Here is a 24,901-nt window from a genome sequence, read left to right on the forward strand (position 1 = left end):
GTCTTGTAGGTCGGGGATGTCGGTTTGCTCATGGAGCCCGGCTACCACGCTGGATTCACAAGATGAATCCCTCACGCGATTTGTGCAACAGAGCCACGTATTAGTGAAAGCGCAACTTAATTCGATTTCATCCGGATCAAACAGATCGCTCACCATACGTTTCAAAAACGCAATTCCGTACGCGACAGGCTTGATCTGTCCAATTTAATTGTGCATAAAATAAATCGAAACAACCAAAGGGCGAGTTGGAATGGGAATCGATCTGGGGAGCATGACCGTTGCGGAGCTGCAGAGCCTGCGCAAGGAGGTCGACAAGGCAATCGAGTCAGGCAAGGAGCGTGAGCGCGATCAGGTGCGCCGGGACCTGCAACAGCTTGCACGCGAAAAGGGTTATTCCCTCGAGGAACTTCTGAGCAAGTCCCAAAAGAAATCGAAGGCCCCCCCGAAATACCGCAATCCCGAAGCCCCCGAGCAAACGTGGTCCGGCCGTGGTCGCCGCCCGAAATGGATCGAGCAATCGGGCCGCGACCTAGAGGATTTCCTGATCGGAAAGGACTGAGGCGGAATTCGCGGGTATGCCCGCGCCGATCGCGTCCATTGAAGGCGGCGTGACGGATCCGAGCCAATGCGATCAAGAGCGTGTCCCATGGCGGGCCACGCTCTTTTTCATTTGCAGGGTCAGCGGTCGGGCGCGCCCAGGTAGTTTGAAGCCATGAACCCGGTGGTGCCATCGGCAAGCCGCAGGCGGGCCCAGCCGCCCACATTGCGCGACAGGACCTCGACGCGGGTGCCGCGGGGCAATGCCTCCAGCCGCGCGTATGAGGTGCCGGGCCCCTCGCGCAGGTTGACGGCCGAGCCCGTGACCACGTGGCTGGCAAGAAACTCGGGCAGGGCGGCGGTCGCATCCCCGGCCGCATCCGCAGACGCGGGCTGGATGGCGCGGGCCACGGCGGCATCGATTGCGGCGGCCGGAACGGCGATCCGGTCGGGATCGGCGCGGTAGGTAACCTGTTCGATATTGTCGATGGACATGCGGGCCGCGCGGCTTTCGCCGTCGCGCAGGATCGCGACGTCGTCGCGGCGCTGGCGCGCACGCTCAAGTGCGGCCTCGACGGCGATGCGGTCGATCTCTTCGGGGGTCAGGATGACTGTGCCGTCCGAGCGGGCCAGCAGGCCGGAGGATCCGTCGTCGGACTCGTATGCGATATCGTCACGACCCTCGGGGTCGATCTGTCCAAAAGCGGCCATGACCACGACGATGGCGGCCGCCAGGAGGGAAGTAAGGCGAAGCATTGGGAAAAAACCCTCGTGAAAACTCGTACTCCGCAAAGCTAGCAGATGCCGTGCCACAGGGTTACGGGGAAAGTTCACGATCCTTCCCCGCACGTGCTTTACGTGTAACGGTGGCACGGCTATCACGACTGGATGAACGACATCACCGACACAGCTCCGTCCGACGAACTTTCGGAATCCCTCAGCCGCGCGATTGGCGAGCGTTACCTGACCTATGCGCTCTCGACGATCATGCACCGGGCCCTGCCCGACGCCCGCGACGGGCTGAAACCGGTTCACCGCCGCATCCTCTATGCCATGCGCGAACTGCGCCTCAGCTCGAACGGAGGCTTCCGCAAGTCGGCCAAGATTTCGGGCGACGTGATGGGCAACTATCACCCCCATGGCGATGCCGCGATCTACGACGCGATGGCGCGTCTGGCGCAGGACTTCAACGTCCGCTACCCGCTGGTCGACGGGCAGGGCAACTTCGGCAACATCGACGGCGACAACCCGGCCGCCAGCCGCTACACCGAAGCCCGCATGACCGCCGTCGCCGAGGCGCTGCTTGAGGGTCTGAACGAAGACGCCGTCGACTTCCGCGAGAATTACGACGGCACGCTGACCGAACCCGTGGTGCTGCCGGCGGCCTTCCCGAACCTGTTGGCCAACGGCTCCAGCGGGATCGCGGTGGGCATGGCGACCAACATCCCGCCCCACAACATCGAAGAGCTGTGCAACGCCTGCCTGCATCTGATCAAATCGCCCAACGCCCGCGACGAGACGCTGCTGGAGCATGTGCCCGGCCCCGATTTCCCGACCGGCGGCGTGCTGGTCGAGCCGCGCGAGAACATCCTTGAGGCCTATCGCACAGGGCGGGGGTCGTTCCGCCTGCGCTGCCGCTGGGAGGTCGAGGAACTGGGCCGTGGCCAGTGGCAGGTCGTGGTCACCGAGATCCCCTATCAGGTCCAGAAATCCAAGCTGATCGAGAAGATCGCCGAGATCATCCAGACCAAGAAGATCCCGATCCTTGGCGACGTGCGCGACGAAAGCGCCGATGATGTCCGGCTGGTGCTGGAGCCCAAGTCCAAGAACGTCAGCCCCGACGTTCTGATGAACATGCTCTACCGGCACTCGGACCTCGAGGTGCGCTTCTCGCTCAACATGAACGTGCTGATCGACGGGCTGACGCCCAAGGTCTGTTCGCTGCGCGAGGTTTTGCAGGCGTTTCTGGCCCACCGCCGCGAGGTGCTGCTGCGCCGCTCGCGCTACCGGCTGGACAAGATCGACCACCGGCTTGAGGTGCTCGAAGGTTATATCGTCGCCTTCCTCAACCTCGACCGGGTGATCGAGATCATCCGCACCGAGGATGAGCCCAAGCCCGTGATGATGGCCGAGTTCGACCTGACCGACGTGCAGACCGAGGCCATTCTGAACATGCGCCTGCGTTCGCTGCGCCGTCTCGAAGAGATGGAGCTGAAGCGCGAGCATGAGGCCCTTCTGCTGGAGCGCGCGGGCCTCGAGGACCTGCTGGCCAGCGAAGAGCTGCAGTGGCAGCGCATCGCCGAGCAGCTGCGCGAGACCCGTCGCCAGTTCGGCCGCACCTACGAGGGCGGCGCCCGCCGCACCACATTCGCCGAGGCCGGCGTGGTCGAGGAGGTCCCGCTGGAAGCCATGATCGACCGCGAGCCGGTGACGGTGGTCTGCTCGCAAATGGGCTGGATTCGCGCCATGAAGGGGCACATCGCGCTGGATCAGGAGTTCAAGTTCAAGGATGGCGACGGCCCCCGCTTTGCCTTCCACGCCGAAACCACCGACCGGTTGCTGGTCTTCGGCACCAATGGGCGTTTCTATACCGTCTCGGCCTCGACCCTGCCGGGCGGGCGGGGCATGGGCGAGCCGCTGCGCCTGATGGTGGATCTTCCGAACGAGGCCGAGATCGTGGACCTCTTCACCCATGAGGCCGGGCGTCGCCTGCTGGTGGCCTCGTCCGCGGGGGACGGGTTCATCGTGCCCGAGGTCGACGTGCTGGCCCAGACCCGCACCGGGCGCCAGGTTCTGAACGTGCGCGGCGACACGGTGGCCAAGGTCTGCCACCCGGTCAGTGGCGATCACGTGGCCGTGGTCGGGGAGAACCGCAAGGTGCTGGTCTTCCCCATTGACGAGCTGCCCGAGATGGGCCGGGGCAAGGGCGTCCGCCTGCAAAAGTACAAAGACGGCGGATTGAGCGACCTGACCACCTTCACCCTGACCGAAGGGCTCAGCTGGAAGGATCCGGCCGGCCGAACCCGCACCCAGACCGAGCTTGAGGAATGGACGGGCAAGCGGGCCGGGGCCGGTCGCATGGCGCCGCGCGGCTTCCCGCGGGACAACCGGTTCAACTGAGATGATCCTGCCCGATCTGAACACGCGTTTCGCTGGCAGGCGGGGCGCGTTGTTCGGTCTGGCGCTGCGCACCTCGCTTCTAACGGTGCTGACGCTGGGCTTCTACCGGTTCTGGATGAAGACCCGCCTGCGCCGCTGGTACTGGTCCGCGATCCGGCCAGGCGGTCATCCGCTGGAATACGTGGGCGACCCGCTGGAGAAGCTTCTGGGCTTCCTGATCGCGGTGGCGTTCCTGGCCTTCTACATCGGCGTGGTAAACCTGGTGCTGATGTTCCTGGCCTTCACCCTGCTGGGCGGGGACGCCTTTGCCTACTCGGCCTCGTTCGTGGGGCTGATCCCGGTGGTTTTCTACGCCCGCTACCGCGCCCGGCGCTACATGTTGGCCCGGACCCGCTGGCGGGGCATCCGCTTCGGGTCGGAGCCCGCGGCCTGGGGCTATGCCTGGCGGGCGATGGCCCATTGGGCGGTGACCATCCTATCGCTGGGCCTGCTATGGCCGCGCATGACCTTCGCGCTTGAGAAATTCCGCACCGACCGGACCTGGTTCGGCGACGCGCGGCTGGAGCAAACCGGCCGCTGGCAAAGCCTCTATCGCGGGGGGATCCACGCGGGCCTGGGCGCGCTGGTGCTGCTGGCGGGGGCGTCGATGCTGTTCCTCGCCGACCCCGAGGGGGAGATCGGCGATCTGTCGGTAATCGTGATCGCGGCGGGCCTGGCCTGGTTCGTGGTCGGGGTGCTGCACTACCGGGTGCGCAGCTTTCGCATTCTGACAGCGGGAAAGCGTCTGGTCCTTCCCGGGGAGAGCGGGCTGGAGGCGCCGGGCGAGGTATCGGTTCCCGCGACAGGCCTGCGTTCTGCCGCGCGGACGGGGCGGGTGCTGCGGATCCAGGTGTTCGGCAACCTGCTGGCGATCCTGCTGATGCTGCTGGCGCTGATCCCCCTCGGGGTTCTTCTGGCGCTGCTGGTGGGGCTGGCCGAGGGGGCCTTCGCCGCCCTCTCTCAAGGCGCGCCCGACGTGCTGGAGCGCTTGGGATCGGCCCCGCTGCTGGTCCAGGGCGCGGTGGGTGTGACCGCCTATTTCGCCTTCTTCATCCTGTGGGGTGTGCTGCGGCAGGTCTTCGTGACGATGCCGGTCCTTGCCCATTACGCCGAGACGCTGACCATCACCGACCCGCTGGCCCTGGCGCAGGTGCATCAGCGCGGCGCCGACAGCTTTGCCGAGGCCGACGGCCTGGCCGAGGCGCTGGACCTGGGGGCGGGGATATGAGCGGGCGCCGCTTCTTCTTCCGGCGGAACCGGGCGGCCGAGGCGCCGGGCGCATCCGAGCTGGCCGGCTTCGCCGACTATTTCGACGGCACCCGTGCACGGGTGCAGCGCGTGGCCCTCGCATTGGATCCCGGGGATTCGGGGCAGGAGGCCGCGCTGGTCATCACCCTGCCCGAGGGGGCCGCTCGCCGCTGGCCGCTTTCGGGGCTGCGCCGTCTGCGGGACCAGGCGGGCGGGGATCTGTTGCTGACTTCGGCCGGGGCGCCGATGGCGCGGCTGCTGGTCGCCGAGGGGGCGCTCACCCGGCAGCTTCGCGCCCACGCCGTGCCGGTCGGGCGCATGGTGCCGGTGGCCGGGCGCGGGCGCATCGCGGCCTGGGGCACCGCCGCCGTCGGTTCCGTCCTGGCGATCGTCTTCCTGCTGGTGCCGCTGATGGCCGACCAGCTTGCGCCGCTCATCCCGCCGGGCGGCGAAAAGGCGCTGGGCGACACGACTTTCGAGCAGATCCGCACCGCCCTGACCGACGAGAGCGGCCGCACCGTCGCCATTTGCGATGCCCCCCGTGGGACCGAGGCGCTGGAGCTGATGGTCGACCGTTTCCGCCCCTACGCGGGCCTGCCCTATCCGCTTAGCCTGCACGTGCTGGACCATCCCATGGTCAACGCTTTCGCACTGCCGGGCGGGCACGTGGTCCTGTTTCGCGGGTTGATCGAGGCCGCCGGCACCCCCGAAGAACTGGCGGCCGTGTTGGCACACGAACTGGGCCATGTGGCTGCCCGCGATCCCACCCGCGCCGCGCTGCGCACGGCCGGCTCGGTCGGGGTGCTGGGGCTTCTGATGGGGGATTTCGCGGGTGGCACCCTGGTGCTGGTCCTGACCGAGAGGCTGATCGAGGCTCGCTATTCCCGCGACGCCGAGCTGGCCGCCGACGCCTATTCCCACGACCTGCTGACCCGCGCCGGCCTGCCCCCCGGGGCGCTGGGCGCCATGTTCGAACGCATGCGCGCGGCAGAGGACGCCCCGCCCACGCCCAGCCCCCACGACCCGGGCGGAAGCTACGAGGAAGGAGAGCAGCCCCACGGCGACGACGAGGAAGGTAGCGACGCCGCCGGCGGACAGCCCATCCCCCCGTGGCGCGACCTGCCGACCACGGAAGACGGCGGGTCCGGGCCGCCCGATGACGCCGAGGCGGAGGAGGAGGGGATCTTTGGCCATTTTTCGTCCCATCCCGCCCTGTCCCGGCGCATCCGCGCCGCGCGCGAGGCGGATCGCAAGGCGGGGCTGGGTGATGAGCTGGCCCGCGTGCCGCTGATGGACAGTGCCGAATGGCGCGCCCTGCGCCGGATCTGCCGCTAGGACGCCCGCGCCCGGACGCAGCCGTGAATTGCGCCCGGACGTCCCACGGGCTAAAGGATGGCCAAGGTCTTGATAGGAGTTTCCATGTTCGCCACGATCAGCCGCCTGGCCGGCGTCCTCGCCCTGACCGCGCTTGCCGCATGCGGCGGCACCGCCGACCTGGCCGAGAAACCCGAACCGCTGGGCAACTTCCGCCTGGGCCACAACATCGTCGTGGCCAAGAACGCGACCAAGCTGCCCCTGTCGCGCCCGGCGTCCGCCGAGGAACTCAAATCGACCCTGACCGGCGCCATCCAGGACCGCATGGGCCGCTACGAGGGTGAGAAGCTTTATCACCTGGGCGTCAACATCGACGGCTTCCTGCTGGCCGTGCCGGGGGTGCCCGTGGTGGCCTCGCCGAAATCCGCACTGATCATCAGCGTCAATGTCTGGGACGACGCCAAGGGCGCCAAGACCACCGAGCGGTCGCACCAGATCACGGTGCTCGAGCAGATCTCGGGCGAGACGATCGTCGGCTCGGGCCTGACTCAGAGCCGCGAGGTCCAGTTGAAGAACCTGACCGAGAACGCGGCGCGCGCGATCGAGAAATACCTGCGCGCCAATCCCCAGTGGTTCGAGGGGCCCGCGCCCGTCGCTGCCGGGGCAGCCGCCGCGGCCACCGCCGGGACCGCCCCGGGGACGGCATCTGCGTCGACCGCCGCCAAATCTGCCGTCAGCGCCAACTGACGCTTGATTTCCGGCGGTCAAATGGATAGATCGCCCGCGATATCGAACCGGGCAGAGGTTGCCCCCCCAACAGACGAGGCGTCCGACACATGGCCAAATCTAAGTTTGAGCGTAACAAACCGCACGTCAACATCGGCACGATCGGCCACGTTGACCACGGCAAGACCACGCTGACCGCTGCGATCACCAAGTATTTCGGCGACTTCCGCGCCTATGACCAGATCGACGGCGCGCCCGAAGAGAAGGCCCGCGGCATCACCATCTCGACCGCCCACGTCGAGTACGAGACCGAGGCCCGTCACTACGCCCACGTCGACTGCCCCGGCCACGCCGACTACGTCAAGAACATGATCACCGGTGCCGCCCAGATGGACGGCGCGATCCTGGTCGTGAACGCCGCCGACGGTCCGATGCCCCAGACCCGCGAGCACATCCTGCTGGGTCGCCAGGTCGGCATCCCGAAGATGGTCGTCTTCATGAACAAGGTCGACCAGGTCGACGACGAGGAGCTGCTGGAGCTCGTCGAGATGGAGATCCGCGAACTGCTGTCCTCCTACGACTACCCCGGTGACGAGATCCCGATCATCGCAGGCTCGGCCCTGGCTGCCATGGAAGGCCGCGATCCCGAGATCGGCGAGAACAAGATCAAGGAACTGATGGCCGCCGTCGACGAGTACATCCCCACGCCCGAGCGTGCGGTCGACCAGCCCTTCCTGATGCCGATCGAGGACGTGTTCTCGATCTCCGGCCGCGGCACCGTCGTGACCGGCCGTGTCGAGCGTGGCGTCATCAACGTCGGCGACGAGATCGAGATCGTCGGCATCCGCGACACCAAGAAGACCACCTGCACCGGTGTCGAGATGTTCCGCAAGCTGCTGGACCGCGGTGAGGCCGGCGACAACATCGGCGCGCTGCTGCGCGGTGTCGACCGTGAAGGCGTCGAGCGCGGCCAGGTGCTGTGCAAGCCCGGCTCGGTCACGCCCCACACCAAGTTCGAGGCCGAGGCCTACATCCTTACCAAGGACGAGGGTGGCCGTCACACGCCGTTCTTCGCCAACTACCGTCCGCAGTTCTACTTCCGCACCACGGACGTCACCGGCACCGTCACCCTGCCCGAGGGCACCGAGATGGTCATGCCCGGCGACAACCTGAAGTTCGAGGTCGAGCTGATCGCACCGATCGCCATGGAAAACGGCCTCCGCTTCGCCATCCGCGAAGGCGGCCGCACCGTCGGCGCCGGCGTCGTCTCCAAGATCATCGCCTGATCCGCGATTGGCCGCCGACGCGCTTGGCGGCCGCTTGCAGGAACTTGTGGTGGCGCGGTCACGTGCTACCATCGGGGCCGGTCCTTCAGGGGACCGGCCCTTTTCATTGGGCGCCAGATGCGCGGGGATCTTCGGTCCGCGCGCCGCGCCGGGAGATTTCGCGATGAATTCGATCCTTTGCCGGGCTGCGGTCCCGGCCGTTCTTGCCGCCACCCTTGCCGCGGGCCTCGCCCCGTCGCCCGCTCAGGCCGGGCTGGAGCGGATGCGCGACGGGCTGAAGGCCGAGCTGGCGATCATGCTGCCGGGCGATCCGGTCGACGTGGACCTGCTGAGCGATGCCCAGGTGGCCCAGATCAACCACCTGATCCACAGCGATCGCGGCACCGGCGACATCATCGGCCTGGTCCGGGGCACGCTGGGCGACTGCCTGCCGCTTCTGTGCCAGTTCACCACCCGCCGGTAGGCACGCCGTGACCGGGCCGGCCCGACGTGGGCCAGCCCGCGCTAGGGCCTTGCCAAGGGCGGCGTGATCGCCGAACCATGGCCCTCATGCGTCATATCCTTTTCTCCTACGCCCTGTCGGGCGACCAGCGGGGCCAGGCCCTTTCCGGCCCCGAGATCGCCCGGCTGCTGCGCTCGGACGATCTGGCGTGGGTGCATCTCGATGCGCTCGACCCCGGCGCCGCCGACTGGATCGCCGAGAACGTCCCCTATCTGGATCCCCACGCGGTCGAGGCCCTGCTGGCCGAGGAGACCCGTCCCCGGGCGACCCCCATCGGCGACGGCGTGCTGGTGTTCCTGCGCGGCGTCAATCTGAACGAGGGGGCGGATCCCGAAGACATGGTCTCGATCCGCTTGTGGATCGACCCGCATCGCATCATCTCGCTACAGCGCCGGCAGCTGAAGGCCGTGGGCGATATCGTAGAGCGGATCCGCGCGGGGCAGGGGCCCGAGGATGCGGGCGCCTTCCTGTCGCTGTTGATCGAACGGCTGACCCACCGGATGGAGCCGCTGCTCAGGGCGCTGGACGACGAGGCCGACAGCCTTGAGGAAGAGGTCATCGACGAGGCCTCGCCGGCCCTGCGCCGTCCCATCACCGAGGTGCGCAGGCGGGCCATCACCTTCCGCCGCTACATCGCCCCGCAGCGGGACGCGGTGGCGGCGCTGCGCGATCATCCCAACGACATGCTGGACGATCTTGATCGCCGGCGGCTGCTGGAATCGCAGGACCGGCTCCTGCGCACGATCGAGGATCTGGACGCGATCCGAGAGCGGGCCCAAGTCGTCAAGGACGAGCTGGCGGCGGCCCTGTCGGACCGGCAGAACCAGCACCTCTACTTCCTGTCGATTGTCTCGGCGATCTTCCTGCCGTTGGGGTTCCTGACCGGGCTGATGGGGATCAACCTGGGCGGCATGCCGGGGGCCGACTCGCCCAACGGGTTCTGGCTTTTCGTGGCGGGATTGTTGGTGGTGACGGGGCTCAGCATCCTGTGGCTGCGCAGGATACGGCGGCGCTAGGCGCGCCCGGTCAAAACTGGGGCCGAGACCGGGGCCGATCAGCCGGCGGCGGATGCCGGCGACAGCTCGTCGAAGGTGGGCCGCAGGGGCACGCTGAGCACATGGCTGGTGCCGTTGGCACCGCTTTCGCGTTCCAGCGTCGCGTCGATCTGGCGGCAGAAGGCGCTGGTCAGCTTCTGGCCCAGCCCCGAATCGACCCGCGCATCGGCGTCGATGCCGACCCCGTTGTCCCAGACCGTCAGTTTCAGCACCTCTTGCGCCAGTTCCATCCGCAGGCCCAGCACGCCGTTTTCCCGATCGGTGAAGGCGTATTTGAAGCTGTTGGTCGCAAGCTCGTTGATGATGAGGCCCAAGGGCACGGCCAGCCGGGTCGAGAGCGGGACGCTGACGCCGGTGACATCGAGCTCAAGTTTCAGGCCCCGGCGCTGGTTGGCGGCGACGACCCCCTCGAGCAGGGCGCTGAGGTATTTCTCGCCATCGACCGTGTCGATCGAACCCGCGTGCGACAGGTTGCGGTAAAGGGCGGCGACGGCGCCAATGCGCGCGCGCATCCGGTCGAAGGCCGCGCGGCATTCCACATCCGTCAGGTTGCGCGCCTCCAGCGCGATGACCGAGCCGATCATGCTGAGCGAGTTCATCACCCGGTGGTTCAACTCGACCAGCAGCCGGTTGGCCTGGGCCAGGGCGGCCTCGCGCTCGGCCTCGAGCTGGCGGCGGTCGGTCAGATCCTCAAGGGCCAGAAGGATGGTGCGGGAGTTGTTGCCCTCGCGGAAGATCTTGCACGCGTTGAGGCTCATCACCCGTTGGCCGATGGATTCGAAATCATGGGTGATCTCGTAATTCTCGACCGTGATGTTGTCCGGGATCACGTTGGTCAGAAGCTCCACCAGCGCGGGGATGTTCCACTGTCCGTTGCCCAGCTCGACCAGCGGCAGGCCGATCGTCTGGTGCTCCTCGACGCGGAACTTCTGGTAGAAGGAGCGGCTGGCGGTTTTCACGACCAGGTTCTCGTCCAGGACCAGGAAGGGTTCGCGCAGGGTGTCGATCACGCCCTTGGAAACCCGCCGCTGGCGGTCCAGCGCGTGTTCCAGGTCAGTCTCCACGGTGACATCCTCGAAGGCCACCAGAAGCTGGGGGGCGCCGCCGTCCACAGGGCGGGTCATCCGCGCGTTGAGGCGCATCACCCGGCGCCCGATCACGGGAAATTGCGCATCGATCAGGTAGCCCTTGAGGGGCGGACCGCCGGCCTTCACCGCCTCGAGGGCCGAAGTCAGTCCGGCACGTGCCCATTGGCCCGACCCCAGCTCTGCCAGGGGGCGGTTCAGGGTGGCGTCCCGATCGACACCGAAGGTTTCCAGGAAGGTATCGTTCACGAAGATGACCTCCAGCCTGTCATTCAGCACCAGCAGGCTTTCGTTCAGGCTGGCAACGATTTCGGCGGGATCAATCTTACGCAGCATCTCGATTTGGTCCATGGGTCTCCATAGCCCGAGGGAAACCATCCGGTCCGGGCTGTCCATGTGGACAGAGTGACGGACAATATCAGCCTGCGCAACCTAGATCGGCGGGACGCGCGTCACTCCGCCGGTGGGGGCGCGGGCGTGAACTGCCAGGCGATCCGCTTGTCTGGATTGGCCTCCAGCGCCCGGATCATCATGTCGAACCGGTCGTCCAGGCCGCGCCCCGCGTGCCGCGCGCGCGCGGCATCTAGAAGGTCGAATATCTCGGCGTCGGTCAGCAGGCCGATCTCGGCCCGCTCCAGCGCCTCCTCGTCGACCTGCCGGGTGCAGAGATAGACCATGCTGTCGTCGGGGCAGTGGCCGACGGGGGCGAAGTGGTCGGCCAGAAGCTCCATCTGCGCGGCAATCCAGGGCTGCGAGCAATGCAGGTAGTCCTGCTGCACCAGGACCGATTGGCCGGGCACCATCGCGGGCAGGAACATCCGCGCCATCGCGTCGGTCTTCAGCGCCACCTTCGAGGCATCCAGCGTCAGAACCTCGATCGGGGAGCCGTCCCAGGTCTGGTCGGTGATCTCGCCATGGTGGAAGGTGACGCGGCCGGCCCAGGGTTTCAGCAGTTCCTTGGCCAGAGGCAGGATGTCCTCGCCCTCGAAAGGGTCAATCCCGGCGGCGTAGAGCATCCGGCGCTTCAGCGCCTCGCTGGAGGTGAAGCGGTCGAAGGCGTGGATGCGGGTCGGAAGGTTGGCGGTGATGTGCCCCTCGGCCAGGCAGGCGGTGGATCCGCCGACATAGGAGCCGACATCGACGAATTCCCCGACCCCCCGGGCCCAGACCGCCCCCAGCCAATAATAAAGCAGCTGTTCGTGGCGGCTCAGCATGGTGGGCACGCGGCGGGCGCTGCCCAGCGAATAATAGGGAATGTCCAGCCAGGGGCGCCCCTGCAGTTCCTTCAGTCGGTCACTCACGTCCATGTCCTTGTCGCCCCTTCACGGGGGTAGCAAACCTGGCCGCGCGAAACCAGCCGGAGGGATGAAAAGGCCACTTGATTTCATCCCCGCCCTGCCATAGGACGACCCCCGGCCTAGGGGTGTAGCTCAGTTGGTAGAGCATCGGTCTCCAAAACCGAGGGTCGTGGGTTCGAGTCCCTCCGCCCCTGCCAGGCCGGCACCGGATCGCCCGCAATCGCTGGCCGCTTCCGGGGGGACGCCCGATCGCGGACGGCCCGACAAGCGGGTTGAACTCGTCCCCTCATCCCGATATTGAGCCGCATCGAACCCAAGACGAAGGCGCGCGCAATGGCGATGGCGAACCCACTCAAATTCATGCAGCAGGTCCGGGCCGAGGTCGCGAAGGTCGTATGGCCGACCCAGCGCGAGGTTCTGCTGACCACGGCGATGGTCTTCGTGATGGCCTCGCTGACGGCCGTGTTCTTCTTTTTCGTGGATTTCATCATCCGCAGCGGGCTTCAGGCGGTGCTTGGCTTTTTCGGCTGATCCTGCCTGAGCGATTCCAAGCCCTTGAATTCACGGCCCCGTGGCTGTAATGCGGGCGGCAATCCCAGATCAGGCGTGCACCGATTCGTGTTGCGCGCCGCTTTTTATTCCGGGAAGGGCGGTTCAACCGTCTGAGATTTCAACGATTTTCCGGCCCTGCGCCGGTCAGGCCCGAGGTGACGAGACAGATGGCGAAACGGTGGTATTCGGTAAGCGTCCTCTCGAACTTCGAGAAAAAGATCGCCGAGCAGATCCGGCATGACGTGGCCGCCGCCGGTCTTGAGGACGAGATCGAGGAAGTGCTGGTCCCCACCGAAGAGGTGATCGAGGTCCGGCGCGGCAAGAAGGTGACCGCCGAGCGGCGCTTCATGCCCGGCTATGTGCTGGTGCGGATGGAGATGTCGGATCGCGGCTATCACCTGATCAACTCGATCAACCGGGTGACCGGGTTCCTCGGTCCCCAGGGCAAGCCGATGCCCATGCGCGACGCCGAGGTGAACCAGATCCTCAACCGCGTCGAGGAAGGCCAGGAGGCCCCGCGTCAACTGATCTCCTTCGAGGTCGGCGAGAAGGTCAAGGTCAACGGCGGACCCTTCGAAGGGTTCGACGGTATGGTCGAGGAAGTGGACGACGACAACCAGCGCCTCAAGGTGTCGGTGTCGATCTTCGGCCGGGCGACCCCGGTCGAACTGGAATACACGGAAGTCTCGAAAGAGATCTGACCGTGCCCCGCGTGGGAGGGGAGGTGGACGCGTCCGCCGATCCGCACCACGCCAACCGAAACCTGCGGGTCGCGACCCGGAGGTGTTGAAAAAGGAGAGGCCACATGGCCAAGAAAGTAGCTGGTACGATGAAGCTCCAGGTCCCCGCGGGCCAGGCAAACCCGTCGCCGCCCGTGGGCCCCGCCCTGGGTCAGCGCGGCATCAACATCATGGAATTCTGCAAGGCGTTCAACGCCAAGACGCAGGAGATGGAGCAGGGTGCCCCCTGTCCGACCGTGATCACCTACTACCAGGACAAGTCCTTCACCATGGACATCAAGACGCCCCCGGCGTCCTACCTGCTGAAGAAGGCCGCCAAGCTGAAGTCCGGCGCCAAGACCCCCAGCCGTGAGACCGCCGGTTACGTGACCGTCGCTCAGGTGCGCGAGATCGCCGAGACCAAGATGAAGGACCTCAGCGCGAACGACATCGAGGGTGCAATGCAGATCATCCTGGGCTCGGCCCGTTCGATGGGTATCGAGGTGAAAGGTTAAGATCATGGCAAAGACCGGAAAACGCACAGCAGCCGCCAAGGCCGCCTTCGCCGACAAGCACGACCTCACCGTCGAGGAGGCGATTGCCCTGATTAAGGACAACTCCAAGACCAAATTCGACGAGACCGTCGAGATTGCGATGAACCTGGGTGTCGACCCGCGCCACGCCGACCAGATGGTCCGCGGCAAGGTGACCCTGCCCAACGGCACCGGCAAGACCGTTCGCGTCGCCGTCTTCGCCCGTGGCGCCAAGGCAGACGAAGCCAAGGAAGCCGGTGCGGACATCGTTGGTGCCGAGGACCTGATGGAGACCATCCAGGGCGGCGAGATCAACTTCGAGCGTTGCATCGCCACGCCCGACATGATGCCGATCGTCGGCCGCCTGGGTAAGGTCCTGGGCCCGCGCAACCTGATGCCGAACCCCAAGGTGGGTACGGTCACCATGGATGTCGCCGAAGCCGTCAAGGCCGCCAAGGGCGGCGAGGTCCAGTTCCGCGCCGAGAAGGCCGGTGTGGTCCACGCCGGCGTCGGCAAGGCCTCGTTCGAGGTCGACAAGCTGGTCGAGAACGTCCGCGCCTTCGTGGACGCGGTCGCCAAGGCCAAGCCGACAGGTGCCAAGGGCGCCTACATGAAGAAGGTTTCGCTGAGCTCCACCATGGGGCCTGGCGTGTCGGTGGACATCACGTCCGCAACCGGCAACTGAGAATTCGCCCCCGGCCTCGGCCGGGGATGAATGGCGGGGCCCTTATCGGCCCCGTCCTGTCCGAGACGGAGGGTTGGGCGCAAGTCCGGTAATTCCTTCCTGAGACGGGGAACGGGACGACGATTTCTCTGGGGATCACTCCTCGGGCGATCTGGTTTTCGGGACCCGGAAGCGGACCCGAATGCCCTGGCCACAACGGTCCAGGGCGCAACTGAGCCGGGGGGAGACCCCCTAATTGGAGTGAAACTGTGGATAGAGCCCAGAAAGAAAAATTGGTCGAAGAGCTCGGCCAAATCTTCGAAAGCTCTGGCGTCGTTGTGGTTGCCCACTACGAAGGTCTCACGGTTGCCGAAATGCAGGATCTGCGGGCGCGTGCGCGCGACGCAGGTGGTGCAGTTCGCGTTGCCAAGAACAAGCTCGCCAAGATCGCCCTTGATGGAAAGCCCTGCGCAAGCATTGCCGACTATCTGACGGGCATGACCGTTCTGACCTATTCCGAGGACCCCGTGGCAGCAGCCAAGGTGGCCGAGGACTTCGCCAAGGAGAACAAAAAGTTCGAAATCCTTGGCGGTGCTATGGGCGAGAACGCTCTGGACCGGGCCGGTGTCGAGGCCGTGTCGAAAATGCCGTCGCGCGAGGAGCTTATTGCTACCATCGCTGGCATGATCGGTGCGCCTGCTTCGAACATCGCCGGTGCGATTGGCGCGCCTGCTTCGAACATCGCGAGCATTCTTTCGACAATCGAAGAGCGCGCGGAAGCGGCTTGAGACATTCGTGGGGTTGCACGACCCGACGTTGGAACACATCTAGAGAAACGGAAACAGTATTATGGCTGATCTGAAGAAACTTGCTGAAGAGATCGTGGGTCTGACCCTTCTCGAAGCACAAGAACTGAAAACCATCCTCAAGGACGAGTACGGCATCGAGCCCGCTGCTGGCGGCGCTGTCATGATGGCAGGTCCTGCTGGCGACGCCGGTGGCGACGCAGGCGAGGAACAGACCGAGTTTGACGTGATCCTGAAGGCCGCTGGCGCCCAGAAGATCAACGTCATCAAAGAAGTCCGCGCCATCACCGGCCTGGGCCTGAAAGAAGCGAAAGAGCTGGTTGAAGCCGGTGGAAAAGCCGTCAAGGAAGGCGTTTCCAAGGAAGAAGCCGAAGACATCAAGGGCAAGCTGGAAGCAGCTGGCGCCGAGATCGAGCTCAAGTAATCCGACGGGGGCCTCGCGCCCCTCGGAACGACACGACATGGCTGGGTCCGAAAGACTTTTCGGGCCCAGCCGAACCTGTCTTGGCAAGGGCGTCCGCGGACGCTTTTGCCAAGGAGTGGTTCAAGGGTCGGGAGGTCGCCGGTGGGACGGTGGCCATGTATTGACCGAACCCCCTGTCTCAACAGGGCGCATCGCCGTGGCCCGACGGTGGATGCGCCTGCGAGAAGAAGAAGGTGACGCAGCGCATGGCTCAATCCTACCTTGGCCAGAAACGACTCCGCAAATATTACGGCAAGATCCGCGAAGTCCTGGAGATGCCGAATCTCATCGAGGTTCAGAAATCCTCGTATGACCTGTTCCTGAAATCCGGTGATCAGACCGAGCCGATGGACGGCGAAGGCATCAAGGGTGTCTTCCAGTCGGTCTTCCCGATCAAAGATTTCAACGAGACCGCCGTGCTTGAGTTCGTCAAGTACGAGCTGGAAAAGCCGAAATACGACGTCGAGGAATGTCAGCAGCGTGACATGACCTACAGCGCACCCCTGAAGGTGACGCTGCGCCTGATCGTGTTCGATGTCGACGAGGACACCGGCGCCAAGTCGGTCAAGGACATCAAGGAGCAGGACGTGTTCATGGGCGACATGCCCCTGATGACGCCCAACGGCACCTTCGTCGTCAACGGAACCGAGCGCGTGATCGTCAGCCAGATGCACCGTTCGCCCGGTGTGTTCTTCGACCACGACAAGGGCAAGACCCACTCGTCGGGCAAGCTGCTGTTCGCCTGCCGCATCATCCCCTACCGCGGTTCCTGGCTCGACTTCGAGTTCGACGCCAAGGACATCGTGTTCGCCCGCATCGACCGTCGCCGCAAGCTGCCGGTGACGACCCTGCTCTATGCCCTCGGGCTGGACCAGGAAGGTATCATGGATGCCTATTACGATACGGTTACCTACCGTCTGGAAAAGAACAAAGGCTGGGCCACCAAGTTCTTCCCCGAGCGGATTCGCGGCACCCGCCCGACCTATGACATCGTCGACGCCGGTTCGGGCGAGGTGATCGCCGAGGCCGGCAAGAAGGTCACCCCGCGCGCGGTCAAGCAACTGATCGACAAGGGTGATGTCACCGAGATCCTGGTTCCCTACGACCAGATCGTCGGTCGCTTCGTCGCCAAGGACATCATCAACGAGGACACCGGCGCGATCTATGTCGAGGCCGGCGATGAGCTGACGCAGGAGTTCAACAAGGAAGGCGAACTCACCGGCGGCAGCCTCAAGGACCTGACCGACGCGGGCATCACCGAGATCCCGGTGCTGGACATCGACAACATCAACGTCGGTCCCTACATCCGCAACACGATGGTGGTCGACAAGAACATGGGCCGCGACACCGCGCTCATGGACATCTACCGCGTGATGCGTCCGGGCGAGCCGCCCACCGTCGAGGCCGCAAGCCAGCTGTTCGACACGCTGTTCTTCGATTCCGAGCGTTACGACCTGTCGGCCGTGGGCCGGGTCAAGATGAACATGCGTCTGGCACTGGATGCGCCCGACACCATGCGCACCCTGCGCCGCGAAGACATCATCGCCTGCATCAAGGCGCTGGTCGAACTGCGTGACGGCAAGGGCGACATCGACGACATCGACCACCTGGGCAACCGTCGCGTCCGTTCCGTCGGCGAGCTGATGGAAAACCAGTATCGCGTCGGCCTGCTGCGGATGGAGCGTGCCATCAAGGAGCGCATGTCCTCGGTCGAGATCGACACCGTGATGCCGCAGGACCTGATCAACGCCAAGCCCGCCGCGGCTGCGGTGCGCGAGTTCTTCGGCTCCAGCCAGCTGTCGCAGTTCATGGACCAGACCAACCCGCTGTCCGAAGTGACGCACAAGCGTCGCCTGTCGGCGCTTGGGCCGGGCGGTCTGACCCGCGAGCGCGCCGGCTTCGAGGTGCGCGACGTGCACCCGACCCACTATGGCCGGATGTGCCCGATCGAAACGCCGGAAGGCCCGAACATCGGTCTGATCAACAGCCTCGCCACCTTCGCCCGTGTCAACAAGTACGGCTTCATCGAGACGCCTTATCGCAAGGTCGAGAACGGCAAGGTCACCGATGACGTGAGCTACATGTCGGCGACCGAAGAGATGCGTCACACCGTGGCCCAGGCCAACGCCAAGCTCGACGAGCAGGGCCGTTTCGTGAACGACCTGGTCTCGACCCGTCAGGCCGGCGAATACATGCTCCAGCCCAACGAGAACGTGGACCTCATCGACGTCAGCCCCAAGCAGCTGGTGTCGGTCGCGGCCTCGCTGATCCCGTTCCTGGAAAACGACGACGCCAACCGCGCCCTCATGGGCTCGAACATGCAGCGTCAGGCGGTTCCCCTGCTTCAGGCCGAGGCACCCCTGGTGGGCACCGGCATCGAAGAGATCGTGGCCCGCGACTCGGGCGCTGCGATCATGGCCCGTCGCGGCGGCATCATCGACCAGGTGGACAGCACCCGTATCGTTGTGCGCGCCACCCAGGATCTGGAGCCGGGCGATCCCGGCGTGGACATCTACCGTCTGCGCAAGTTCCAGCGTTCGAACCAGAACACCTGCATCAACCAGCGTCCGCTGGTGAAGGTGGGCGACACGGTCGGCAAGAACGAGGTCATCGCCGATGGCCCCTCGACCGATCTGGGCGAACTGGCCCTCGGCAAGAACGTGGTCGTCGCGTTCATGCCCTGGAACGGCTACAACTACGAGGACTCGATCCTGATCTCCGAGCGGATCGTGCGCGATGACGTCTTCACCTCGATCCACATCGAGGAGTTCGAGGTCGCCGCCCGCGACACCAAGCTCGGGCCGGAAGAGATCACCCGCGACATCCCCAACGTCGGCGAGGAGGCCCTGCGCAACCTCGACGAAGCGGGCATCGTCTACATCGGTGCCGACGTCGGTCCGGGCGACATCCTTGTGGGCAAGATCACCCCCAAGGGCGAAAGCCCCATGACCCCCGAGGAAAAGCTGCTTCGCGCCATCTTCGGCGAGAAGGCTTCGGACGTGCGCGACACTTCGCTGCGCCTGCCGCCGGGTGACTACGGCACGATCGTCGAGGTCCGCGTCTTCAACCGTCACGGTGTCGACAAGGACGAGCGCGCCCTGCAGATCGAGCGCGAGGAAGTCGAGCGTCTGGCCCGTGACCGGGACGACGAGCTGGCGATCCTGGATCGCAACATCTACGCCCGTCTGAAAACCCAGATCCTCGGCAAGACCGCGGTCAAGGGCCCCAAGGGCGTCAAGCCCAACTCGGAGATCACCGAGGAGCTTCTGGAAACGCTCAGCCGCGGCCTGTGGTGGCAGCTGGCGCTGAAGGAAGAGGCCGACGCAAGCATCGTCGAGGCCCTGAACGAGCAGTATCAGGCGCAGAAGCTGTCGCTGGATGCCCGTTTCGAGGACAAGGTCGAGAAGGTTCGCCGCGGCGACGACCTGCCCCCCGGCGTGATGAAGATGGTCAAGGTCTTCGTGGCCGTGAAGCGCAAGCTTCAGCCCGGCGACAAGATGGCCGGCCGTCACGGCAACAAGGGTGTCATCTCGAAGGTCGTTCCGATGGAGGATATGCCCTTCCTCGGTGACGGCACGCCTGTCGACTTCGTGCTGAACCCGCTGGGCGTTCCCTCGCGGATGAACGTCGGTCAGATCCTCGAGACCCACATGGGTTGGGCCGCACGCGGTCTGGGCGAGCAGATTGGCGAAGCCCTGGGTGAATACCGCCGTTCCGGCGACATGACCCCGGTGCGCGACGCGATGAAGATCGCCTATGGCGACGATGTCTACGACGAGGGCATCGCCGACATGGACGAGACCCGTCTGGTCGAGGCCGCCGACAACGTGGTGCGTGGTGTTCCCATCGCGACCCCCGTCTTCGACGGTGCCAAGGAAGCCGATGTCAACGACGCCCTTCAGCGGGCCGGGTTCGACATGTCGGGCCAGTCGGTCCTGTTCGATGGCCGCACCGGCGAGCAATTCGCCCGGCAGGTCACAGTGGGCGTCAAGTACCTGCTGAAACTGCACCACCTGGTGGACGACAAGATCCACGCCCGTTCGACCGGCCCCTACAGCCTGGTTACCCAGCAGCCGCTGGGTGGTAAGGCCCAGTTCGGCGGTCAGCGCTTCGGTGAGATGGAGGTCTGGGCCCTGGAAGCCTATGGCGCCGCCTACACCCTGCAGGAGATGCTGACGGTGAAGTCGGACGACGTCGCAGGCCGCACCAAGGTCTACGAGAGCATCGTCAAGGGCGAGGACAACTTCGAGGCCGGCGTGCCGGAATCGTTCAACGTTCTGGTCAAGGAGGTCCGGGGTCTGGGCCTCAACATGGAACTCCTGGACGCGGAGGGCGACGACTAACGGCCGGATGCGGCTGCCTGTTCCCAAGGGGACGGGCGGCCCGTCCGTGCCGCGCCCCCTCTGCCCCACTTCAAGGATTTGAATATGAACCAGGAACTGACAAACAACCCGTTCAACCCGCTGACCCCGCCGAAGCAGTTCGACGAGATCAAGGTGTCGCTGGCCTCGCCCGAGCGGATCCTCTCGTGGTCCTTCGGTGAGATCAAGAAGCCCGAAACCATCAACTACCGTACGTTCAAGCCCGAGCGTGACGGCCTGTTCTGCGCGCGTATCTTTGGCCCGATCAAGGATTACGAATGTCTGTGCGGCAAGTACAAGCGGATGAAGTATCGCGGCGTCGTCTGCGAGAAATGCGGTGTGGAAGTCACCCTGCAGAAGGTCCGTCGCGAGCGGATGGGCCACATCGAACTGGCCTCGCCCGTCGCGCACATCTGGTTCCTCAAGTCGCTGCCCTCGCGCATCGGCCTGATGCTGGACATGACCCTGCGCGATCTTGAGCGGATCCTGTATTTCGAGAACTACGTCGTCATCGAGCCGGGCCTGACGGACCTCACCTATGGTCAGCTGATGACCGAGGAAGAGTTCCTGGACGCCCAGGACGCCTACGGCACCGACGCCTTCACCGCCGGCATCGGCGCCGAGGCCATCCGCGAGATGCTGGCCGCGATCGACCTCGAGTCCGAGGCCGAGCAGCTGCGCGCCGATCTGGCCGAGGCCACCGGCGAGCTGAAGCCCAAGAAGATCATCAAGCGCCTGAAGATCGTCGAGAACTTCATCGAGTCGGGCAACCGCCCCGAGTGGATGGTCCTGACCGTGATCCCCGTGATCCCGCCCGAGCTGCGCCCGCTGGTGCCGCTGGACGGTGGCCGCTTTGCGACCTCGGACCTCAACGACCTTTACCGTCGCGTCATCAACCGCAACAACCGTCTGAAGCGCCTGATCGAGCTTCGTGCGCCCGACATCATCGTGCGCAACGAAAAGCGGATGCTGCAGGAATCGGTCGACGCTCTGTTCGACAACGGTCGCCGTGGCCGGGTCATCACCGGTGCCAACAAGCGCCCGCTGAAGTCGCTGTCGGACATGCTCAAGGGCAAGCAGGGCCGCTTCCGCCAGAACCTTCTGGGCAAGCGGGTCGACTTCTCGGGCCGTTCGGTCATCGTGACCGGACCGGAGCTCAAGCTGCACCAGTGCGGCCTGCCCAAGAAGATGGCGCTGGAGCTGTTCAAGCCGTTCATCTACTCGCGGCTCGAGGCGAAGGGCCTCAGCTCGACCGTGAAGCAGGCCAAGAAGCTCGTTGAAAAGGAACGCCCCGAGGTCTGGGACATCCTGGACGAGGTGATCCGCGAGCATCCGGTGATGCTGAACCGTGCACCCACCCTGCACCGTCTTGGCATCCAGGCGTTCGAGCCCATCCTCATCGAAGGTAAGGCGATCCAGCTGCACCCGCTCGTCTGCTCGGCCTTCAACGCCGACTTCGACGGTGACCAGATGGCCGTTCACGTGCCTCTTTCGCTGGAAGCCCAGCTGGAAGCACGCGTGCTGATGATGTCCACGAACAACGTTCTGTCGCCCGCCAACGGCGCACCGATCATCGTGCCGTCGCAGGACATGATCCTGGGTCTCTACTACATCACGCTGGAGCGTGAGGGCATGAAGGGCGAGGGCATGGTCTTCGCCGATGTGGACGAGGTGCAGCACGCGCTGGACGCAGGCGAGGTGCACCTGCACTCGAAGATCACCGCGCGTCTCAAGCAGATCGACGACGAGGGCAACGAGGTCATGCGCCGGTTCGAAACCACGCCGGGCCGCGTCCGTCTGGGTGCGCTTCTGCCGATGAACGCCAAGGCGCCCTTCGATCTGGTGAACCGTCTGCTGCGCAAGAAAGAGGTGCAGCAGGTCATCGACACCGTCTACCGCTACTGCGGTCAGAAAGAGTCGGTCATCTTCTGCGACCAGATCATGACCACCGGTTTCCGCGAGGCTTTCCGGGCCGGCATCTCGTTCGGCAAGGACGACATGACCATCCCCGAAGCCAAGTGGAAGATCGTGGACGACGTCCGCGGTCAGGTGAAAGAGTTCGAACAGCAGTACATGGACGGCCTGATCACCCAGGGCGAGAAGTACAACAAGGTCGTCGACGCCTGGTCCAAGTGCTCGGACGAGGTTGCGGCCGCCATGATGTCCGAGATCTCGGCCGTTCGTAAGGACGACGCCGGTGCCGAGATGGAGCCGAACTCGGTCTACATGATGTCCCACTCGGGTGCGCGTGGTTCGCCCGCCCAGATGAAACAGCTGGGCGGCATGCGCGGCCTCATGGCCAAGCCCTCGGGCGAGATCATCGAGACGCCGATCATCTCGAACTTCAAGGAAGGTCTGACCGTTCTTGAATACTTCAACTCGACCCACGGTGCCCGTAAGGGTCTGGCCGATACCGCGCTCAAGACTGCGAACTCGGGCTACCTGACCCGCCGTCTGGTGGACGTGGCACAGGACTGCATCGTGCGTCAGCACGACTGTGGCACCGATCTGGCCGTCACCGCTGAGCCTGCCGTCAACGACGGCGAGGTCGTGTCGTCGATGGCCGAGCGGATCCTTGGCCGTGTCGCCGCCGAGAACGTCCTGATGCCGGGCACCGACGAGGTGCTTCTGTCCAAGGGCGAGCTGATCGACGAGCGCAAGGCCGACGCGGTCGAGCAGGCCGGTGTCCTGCGGATGCGTATCCGCAGCCCGCTGACCTGTGAGGCAGAAGAAGGCGTCTGCGCCATGTGCTACGGGCGCGACCTTGCCCGCGGCACGATCGTCAACGAAGGCGAGGCCGTCGGTATCATCGCGGCCCAGTCCATCGGCGAGCCCGGCACGCAGCTGACGATGCGGACCTTCCACATCGGCGGTATTGCACAGGGTGGTCAGCAGTCCTTCCTCGAGGCGTCGCAAGACGGCAAGATCGAGTACCGCAACGCCGTTGTCCTGAAGAACGACGCCGGCGAGACCATCGTCATGGGCCGGAACATGATCCTGGCGATCGTCGACGGTGACGGCGCCGAGCGGGCCAGCCACAAGCTGGGCTACGGCACCAAGATCTTCGTCGAGGACGGCGCCAAGGTGTCCCGTGGCGACAAGCTGTTCGAATGGGATCCCTACACCCTGCCGATCATCGCCGAGAAGGCCGGTAAGGCCAAGTTCGTGGACCTCGTGAGCGGCATCGCCGTGCGCGACGAGACGGACGATGCCACCGGCATGACCCAGAAGATCGTCATGGACTGGCGCGCGGCCCCCAAGGGCAACGAGCTCAAGCCCGAGATCCTGATCGTCGGCGAGGATGGCGAGCCTGTCCGCAACGACAACGGCAACCCGGTCACCTACCCGATGTCGGTGGACGCCGTTCTGTCCGTCGAGGAAGGGCAGGAGGTCCGTGCCGGTGACGTGGTCGCGCGCATTCCGCGCGAAGGTGCGAAGACCAAGGACATCACCGGTGGTCTGCCGCGTGTGGCCGAACTCTTCGAGGCACGTCGCCCCAAGGATCACGCGATCATCGCCGAGATCGACGGCTACGTCCGCTTCGGTCGCGACTACAAGAACAAGCGTCGCATCACGATCGAACCGGCGGACGAGTCGATGGAGCCCGTCGAATACATGGTGCCCAAGGGCAAGCACATTCCCGTCGCGGAAGGTGACTTCGTCAACAAGGGCGACTACATCATGGACGGCAACCCCGCGCCCCACGACATCCTGTCGATCATGGGTGTCGAGGCTCTGGCTGAATACATGATCAACGAGGTGCAGGACGTCTATCGCCTTCAGGGCGTTAAGATCAACGACAAGCACATCGAGGTCATCGTGCGCCAGATGCTCCAGAAGTGGGAGATCTCGGACAGCGGCGAGACGACGCTGCTCAAGGGCGAGCATGTCGACAAGGCCGAGTTCGATGCAGCCAACGACAAGGCCATTGCCCGCGGCGGTCGCCCCGCCCAGGGCGAGCCGATCCTGCTAGGGATCACCAAGGCCTCGCTGCAGACGCGCTCGTTCATCTCGGCGGCGTCCTTCCAGGAGACGACCCGCGTTCTTACCGAGGCTTCGGTTCAGGGCAAGCGCGACAAGCTGGTCGGCCTCAAGGAGAACGTCATCGTGGGTCGCCTGATCCCCGCCGGCACGGGTGGTGCTACCAAGCGCGTCCGCCAGATCGCGACCGAGCGGGACCGCAAGGTCATCGAGCAGCGCCAGGCCGAGGCCGAGGCCGCGCTGGCGCTGAACGCGCCGGACGAGGCGGCGCAGCCGGTCGAGGATGGCTTCGGCATGGGCGCCCCCGAAAGCCGCGACGAGTAAGTCGCAGCTTTCCGGCACCGGCCCTCGCGGCCGGTCGCCCACCAGATCACGAAAGGCCCCGCCTCACCGGCGGGGCCTTTTGCTTTGCGGCGCCGGGCCCTCGCCCGGGGTATGGGGCGGGGTGGGGCAAGGGCCAACCGGGGTGGCGGGTGCAAACCCGGGTTCGGGAATGGGGCGGGCCGAGGCCGCTGGCGCGGTCCCCTCCGGGGTGCTACTGCCCGAGGATGCGGGCCCGCCGCTGCGCCCGCCCAATCGCGCGGCGCCGCGGCCCGGTCCGCCCCCGGAACT

Annotated in this window: 19 protein-coding genes and 1 tRNA gene; 17 read left to right on the plus strand and 3 right to left on the minus strand. The window is 65.3% G+C overall.

What is annotated here, in order from left to right:
- The first annotated feature begins 250 nt into the window (after positions 1–250).
- Entirely contained in the window at positions 251–559 is a 309-nt protein-coding gene (locus tag CLV77_RS13750; RefSeq protein WP_076980137.1) for an H-NS histone family protein, read from the plus strand.
- 119 nt (positions 560–678) lie between these two features.
- Here the strand turns inward: CLV77_RS13750 and CLV77_RS13755 are convergent, their stop codons facing one another.
- Complete coding sequence (locus CLV77_RS13755; protein WP_076980138.1) at positions 679–1,293, minus strand: SH3 domain-containing protein; 615 nt, start codon at positions 1,291–1,293, stop codon at positions 679–681.
- Between the two features lie 132 nt (positions 1,294–1,425).
- Here CLV77_RS13755 and parC point away from each other — a divergent pair, with 132 nt between their 5' ends.
- The 7 genes from parC to CLV77_RS13790 all read left to right on the plus strand — a co-directional run bounded on the left by parC (position 1,426) and on the right by CLV77_RS13790 (position 9,788).
- A complete protein-coding gene (gene parC / locus CLV77_RS13760) occupies positions 1,426–3,657 on the plus strand; it encodes a DNA topoisomerase IV subunit A (RefSeq protein WP_076980139.1) in 2,232 nt (743 codons plus the stop codon).
- A 1-nt stretch (position 3,658) separates the two neighbouring features.
- Positions 3,659–4,924, plus strand: a complete 1,266-nt coding sequence (locus CLV77_RS13765) for a DUF898 domain-containing protein (protein WP_233128178.1) — start codon at positions 3,659–3,661, stop codon at positions 4,922–4,924.
- The gene (locus CLV77_RS13770; protein ID WP_076980140.1) at positions 4,921–6,279 is read left to right on the plus strand and encodes a M48 family metallopeptidase; all 1,359 of its coding nucleotides are present in this window, start codon (positions 4,921–4,923) and stop codon (positions 6,277–6,279) included. Before CLV77_RS13765 ends, CLV77_RS13770 begins: the two co-directional genes overlap by 4 nt.
- Before the next feature lie 84 nt (positions 6,280–6,363).
- Positions 6,364–7,005 carry a hypothetical protein gene (locus CLV77_RS13775; RefSeq protein WP_197685740.1) on the plus strand — a complete coding sequence of 214 codons (642 nt, stop codon included), beginning with the start codon at positions 6,364–6,366 and terminating at the stop codon, positions 7,003–7,005.
- Positions 7,006–7,094: 89 nt separating this feature from the next.
- Positions 7,095–8,270, plus strand: a complete 1,176-nt coding sequence (tuf, locus tag CLV77_RS13780; RefSeq protein WP_076980141.1) for an elongation factor Tu — start codon at positions 7,095–7,097, stop codon at positions 8,268–8,270.
- Positions 8,271–8,433: 163 nt separating this feature from the next.
- Entirely contained in the window at positions 8,434–8,733 is a 300-nt protein-coding gene (locus CLV77_RS13785; protein ID WP_076980142.1) for a hypothetical protein, read from the plus strand.
- 86 nt (positions 8,734–8,819) lie between these two features.
- Positions 8,820–9,788, plus strand: a complete 969-nt coding sequence (locus tag CLV77_RS13790) for a zinc transporter ZntB (RefSeq protein ID WP_076981123.1) — start codon at positions 8,820–8,822, stop codon at positions 9,786–9,788.
- Positions 9,789–9,826: 38 nt separating this feature from the next.
- Here the strand turns inward: CLV77_RS13790 and CLV77_RS13795 are convergent, their stop codons facing one another.
- Together CLV77_RS13795 and CLV77_RS13800 are read right to left on the minus strand one after the other, a co-directional pair.
- On the minus strand, positions 9,827–11,248 hold the full coding sequence (locus CLV77_RS13795) for a sensor histidine kinase (protein ID WP_158086726.1): 1,422 nt from the start codon (positions 11,246–11,248) through the stop codon (positions 9,827–9,829).
- Positions 11,249–11,364: 116 nt separating this feature from the next.
- Positions 11,365–12,213 (minus strand): hypothetical protein, encoded by an 849-nt coding sequence (locus CLV77_RS13800; protein WP_143815139.1) that lies wholly within the window; start codon positions 12,211–12,213, stop codon positions 11,365–11,367.
- A 118-nt stretch (positions 12,214–12,331) separates the two neighbouring features.
- On the opposite strand from CLV77_RS13800, the gene CLV77_RS13805 reads away from it, so the two are divergent.
- From CLV77_RS13805 to rpoC, 9 genes are all read left to right on the plus strand, one after another.
- Positions 12,332–12,407: transfer RNA gene (locus tag CLV77_RS13805), tRNA-Trp, on the plus strand.
- A 136-nt stretch (positions 12,408–12,543) separates the two neighbouring features.
- A complete protein-coding gene (gene secE, locus CLV77_RS13810; RefSeq protein ID WP_076980145.1) occupies positions 12,544–12,741 on the plus strand; it encodes a preprotein translocase subunit SecE in 198 nt (65 codons plus the stop codon).
- A 188-nt stretch (positions 12,742–12,929) separates the two neighbouring features.
- A complete protein-coding gene (gene nusG, locus CLV77_RS13815) occupies positions 12,930–13,463 on the plus strand; it encodes a transcription termination/antitermination protein NusG (RefSeq protein WP_076980146.1) in 534 nt (177 codons plus the stop codon).
- A 104-nt stretch (positions 13,464–13,567) separates the two neighbouring features.
- Positions 13,568–13,996, plus strand: a complete 429-nt coding sequence (rplK, locus tag CLV77_RS13820; RefSeq protein ID WP_076980147.1) for a 50S ribosomal protein L11 — start codon at positions 13,568–13,570, stop codon at positions 13,994–13,996.
- Between the two features lie 4 nt (positions 13,997–14,000).
- Positions 14,001–14,699 carry a 50S ribosomal protein L1 gene (gene rplA / locus CLV77_RS13825; RefSeq protein ID WP_076980148.1) on the plus strand — a complete coding sequence of 233 codons (699 nt, stop codon included), beginning with the start codon at positions 14,001–14,003 and terminating at the stop codon, positions 14,697–14,699.
- A 248-nt stretch (positions 14,700–14,947) separates the two neighbouring features.
- The gene (gene rplJ / locus CLV77_RS13830) at positions 14,948–15,466 is read left to right on the plus strand and encodes a 50S ribosomal protein L10 (protein WP_076980149.1); all 519 of its coding nucleotides are present in this window, start codon (positions 14,948–14,950) and stop codon (positions 15,464–15,466) included.
- Positions 15,467–15,527: 61 nt separating this feature from the next.
- Positions 15,528–15,908 (plus strand): 50S ribosomal protein L7/L12, encoded by a 381-nt coding sequence (rplL, locus tag CLV77_RS13835; protein WP_076980150.1) that lies wholly within the window; start codon positions 15,528–15,530, stop codon positions 15,906–15,908.
- Positions 15,909–16,153: 245 nt separating this feature from the next.
- Positions 16,154–20,290 carry a DNA-directed RNA polymerase subunit beta gene (gene rpoB, locus CLV77_RS13840; RefSeq protein WP_076980151.1) on the plus strand — a complete coding sequence of 1,379 codons (4,137 nt, stop codon included), beginning with the start codon at positions 16,154–16,156 and terminating at the stop codon, positions 20,288–20,290.
- Positions 20,291–20,374: 84 nt separating this feature from the next.
- Entirely contained in the window at positions 20,375–24,613 is a 4,239-nt protein-coding gene (gene rpoC / locus CLV77_RS13845) for a DNA-directed RNA polymerase subunit beta' (protein ID WP_076980152.1), read from the plus strand.
- Positions 24,614–24,901 lie beyond the last annotated feature (288 nt).

The sequence above is a fragment of the Brevirhabdus pacifica genome (assembly GCF_002797755.1).
In the GTDB taxonomy this organism is placed as follows: Bacteria; Pseudomonadota; Alphaproteobacteria; order Rhodobacterales; family Rhodobacteraceae; genus Brevirhabdus; species Brevirhabdus pacifica.

Bases quoted from the DNA above. Each gene is read 5' to 3' on its own strand.
- CLV77_RS13750 (WP_076980137.1), top strand. From the start codon at position 251: ATGGGAATCGATCTGGGGAGCATGACCGTTGCGGAGCTGCAGAGCCTG.
- CLV77_RS13755 (WP_076980138.1), bottom strand. From the start codon at position 1,293: ATGCTTCGCCTTACTTCCCTCCTGGCGGCCGCCATCGTCGTGGTCATG.
- parC (WP_076980139.1), top strand. From the start codon at position 1,426: ATGAACGACATCACCGACACAGCTCCGTCCGACGAACTTTCGGAATCC.
- CLV77_RS13765 (WP_233128178.1), top strand. From the start codon at position 3,659: ATGATCCTGCCCGATCTGAACACGCGTTTCGCTGGCAGGCGGGGCGCG.
- CLV77_RS13770 (WP_076980140.1), top strand. From the start codon at position 4,921: ATGAGCGGGCGCCGCTTCTTCTTCCGGCGGAACCGGGCGGCCGAGGCG.
- CLV77_RS13775 (WP_197685740.1), top strand. From the start codon at position 6,364: ATGTTCGCCACGATCAGCCGCCTGGCCGGCGTCCTCGCCCTGACCGCG.
- tuf (WP_076980141.1), top strand. From the start codon at position 7,095: ATGGCCAAATCTAAGTTTGAGCGTAACAAACCGCACGTCAACATCGGC.
- CLV77_RS13785 (WP_076980142.1), top strand. From the start codon at position 8,434: ATGAATTCGATCCTTTGCCGGGCTGCGGTCCCGGCCGTTCTTGCCGCC.
- CLV77_RS13790 (WP_076981123.1), top strand. From the start codon at position 8,820: ATGCGTCATATCCTTTTCTCCTACGCCCTGTCGGGCGACCAGCGGGGC.
- CLV77_RS13795 (WP_158086726.1), bottom strand. From the start codon at position 11,248: ATGCTGCGTAAGATTGATCCCGCCGAAATCGTTGCCAGCCTGAACGAA.
- secE (WP_076980145.1), top strand. From the start codon at position 12,544: ATGGCGATGGCGAACCCACTCAAATTCATGCAGCAGGTCCGGGCCGAG.
- nusG (WP_076980146.1), top strand. From the start codon at position 12,930: ATGGCGAAACGGTGGTATTCGGTAAGCGTCCTCTCGAACTTCGAGAAA.
- rplK (WP_076980147.1), top strand. From the start codon at position 13,568: ATGGCCAAGAAAGTAGCTGGTACGATGAAGCTCCAGGTCCCCGCGGGC.
- rplA (WP_076980148.1), top strand. From the start codon at position 14,001: ATGGCAAAGACCGGAAAACGCACAGCAGCCGCCAAGGCCGCCTTCGCC.
- rplL (WP_076980150.1), top strand. From the start codon at position 15,528: ATGGCTGATCTGAAGAAACTTGCTGAAGAGATCGTGGGTCTGACCCTT.
- rpoB (WP_076980151.1), top strand. From the start codon at position 16,154: ATGGCTCAATCCTACCTTGGCCAGAAACGACTCCGCAAATATTACGGC.
- rpoC (WP_076980152.1), top strand. From the start codon at position 20,375: ATGAACCAGGAACTGACAAACAACCCGTTCAACCCGCTGACCCCGCCG.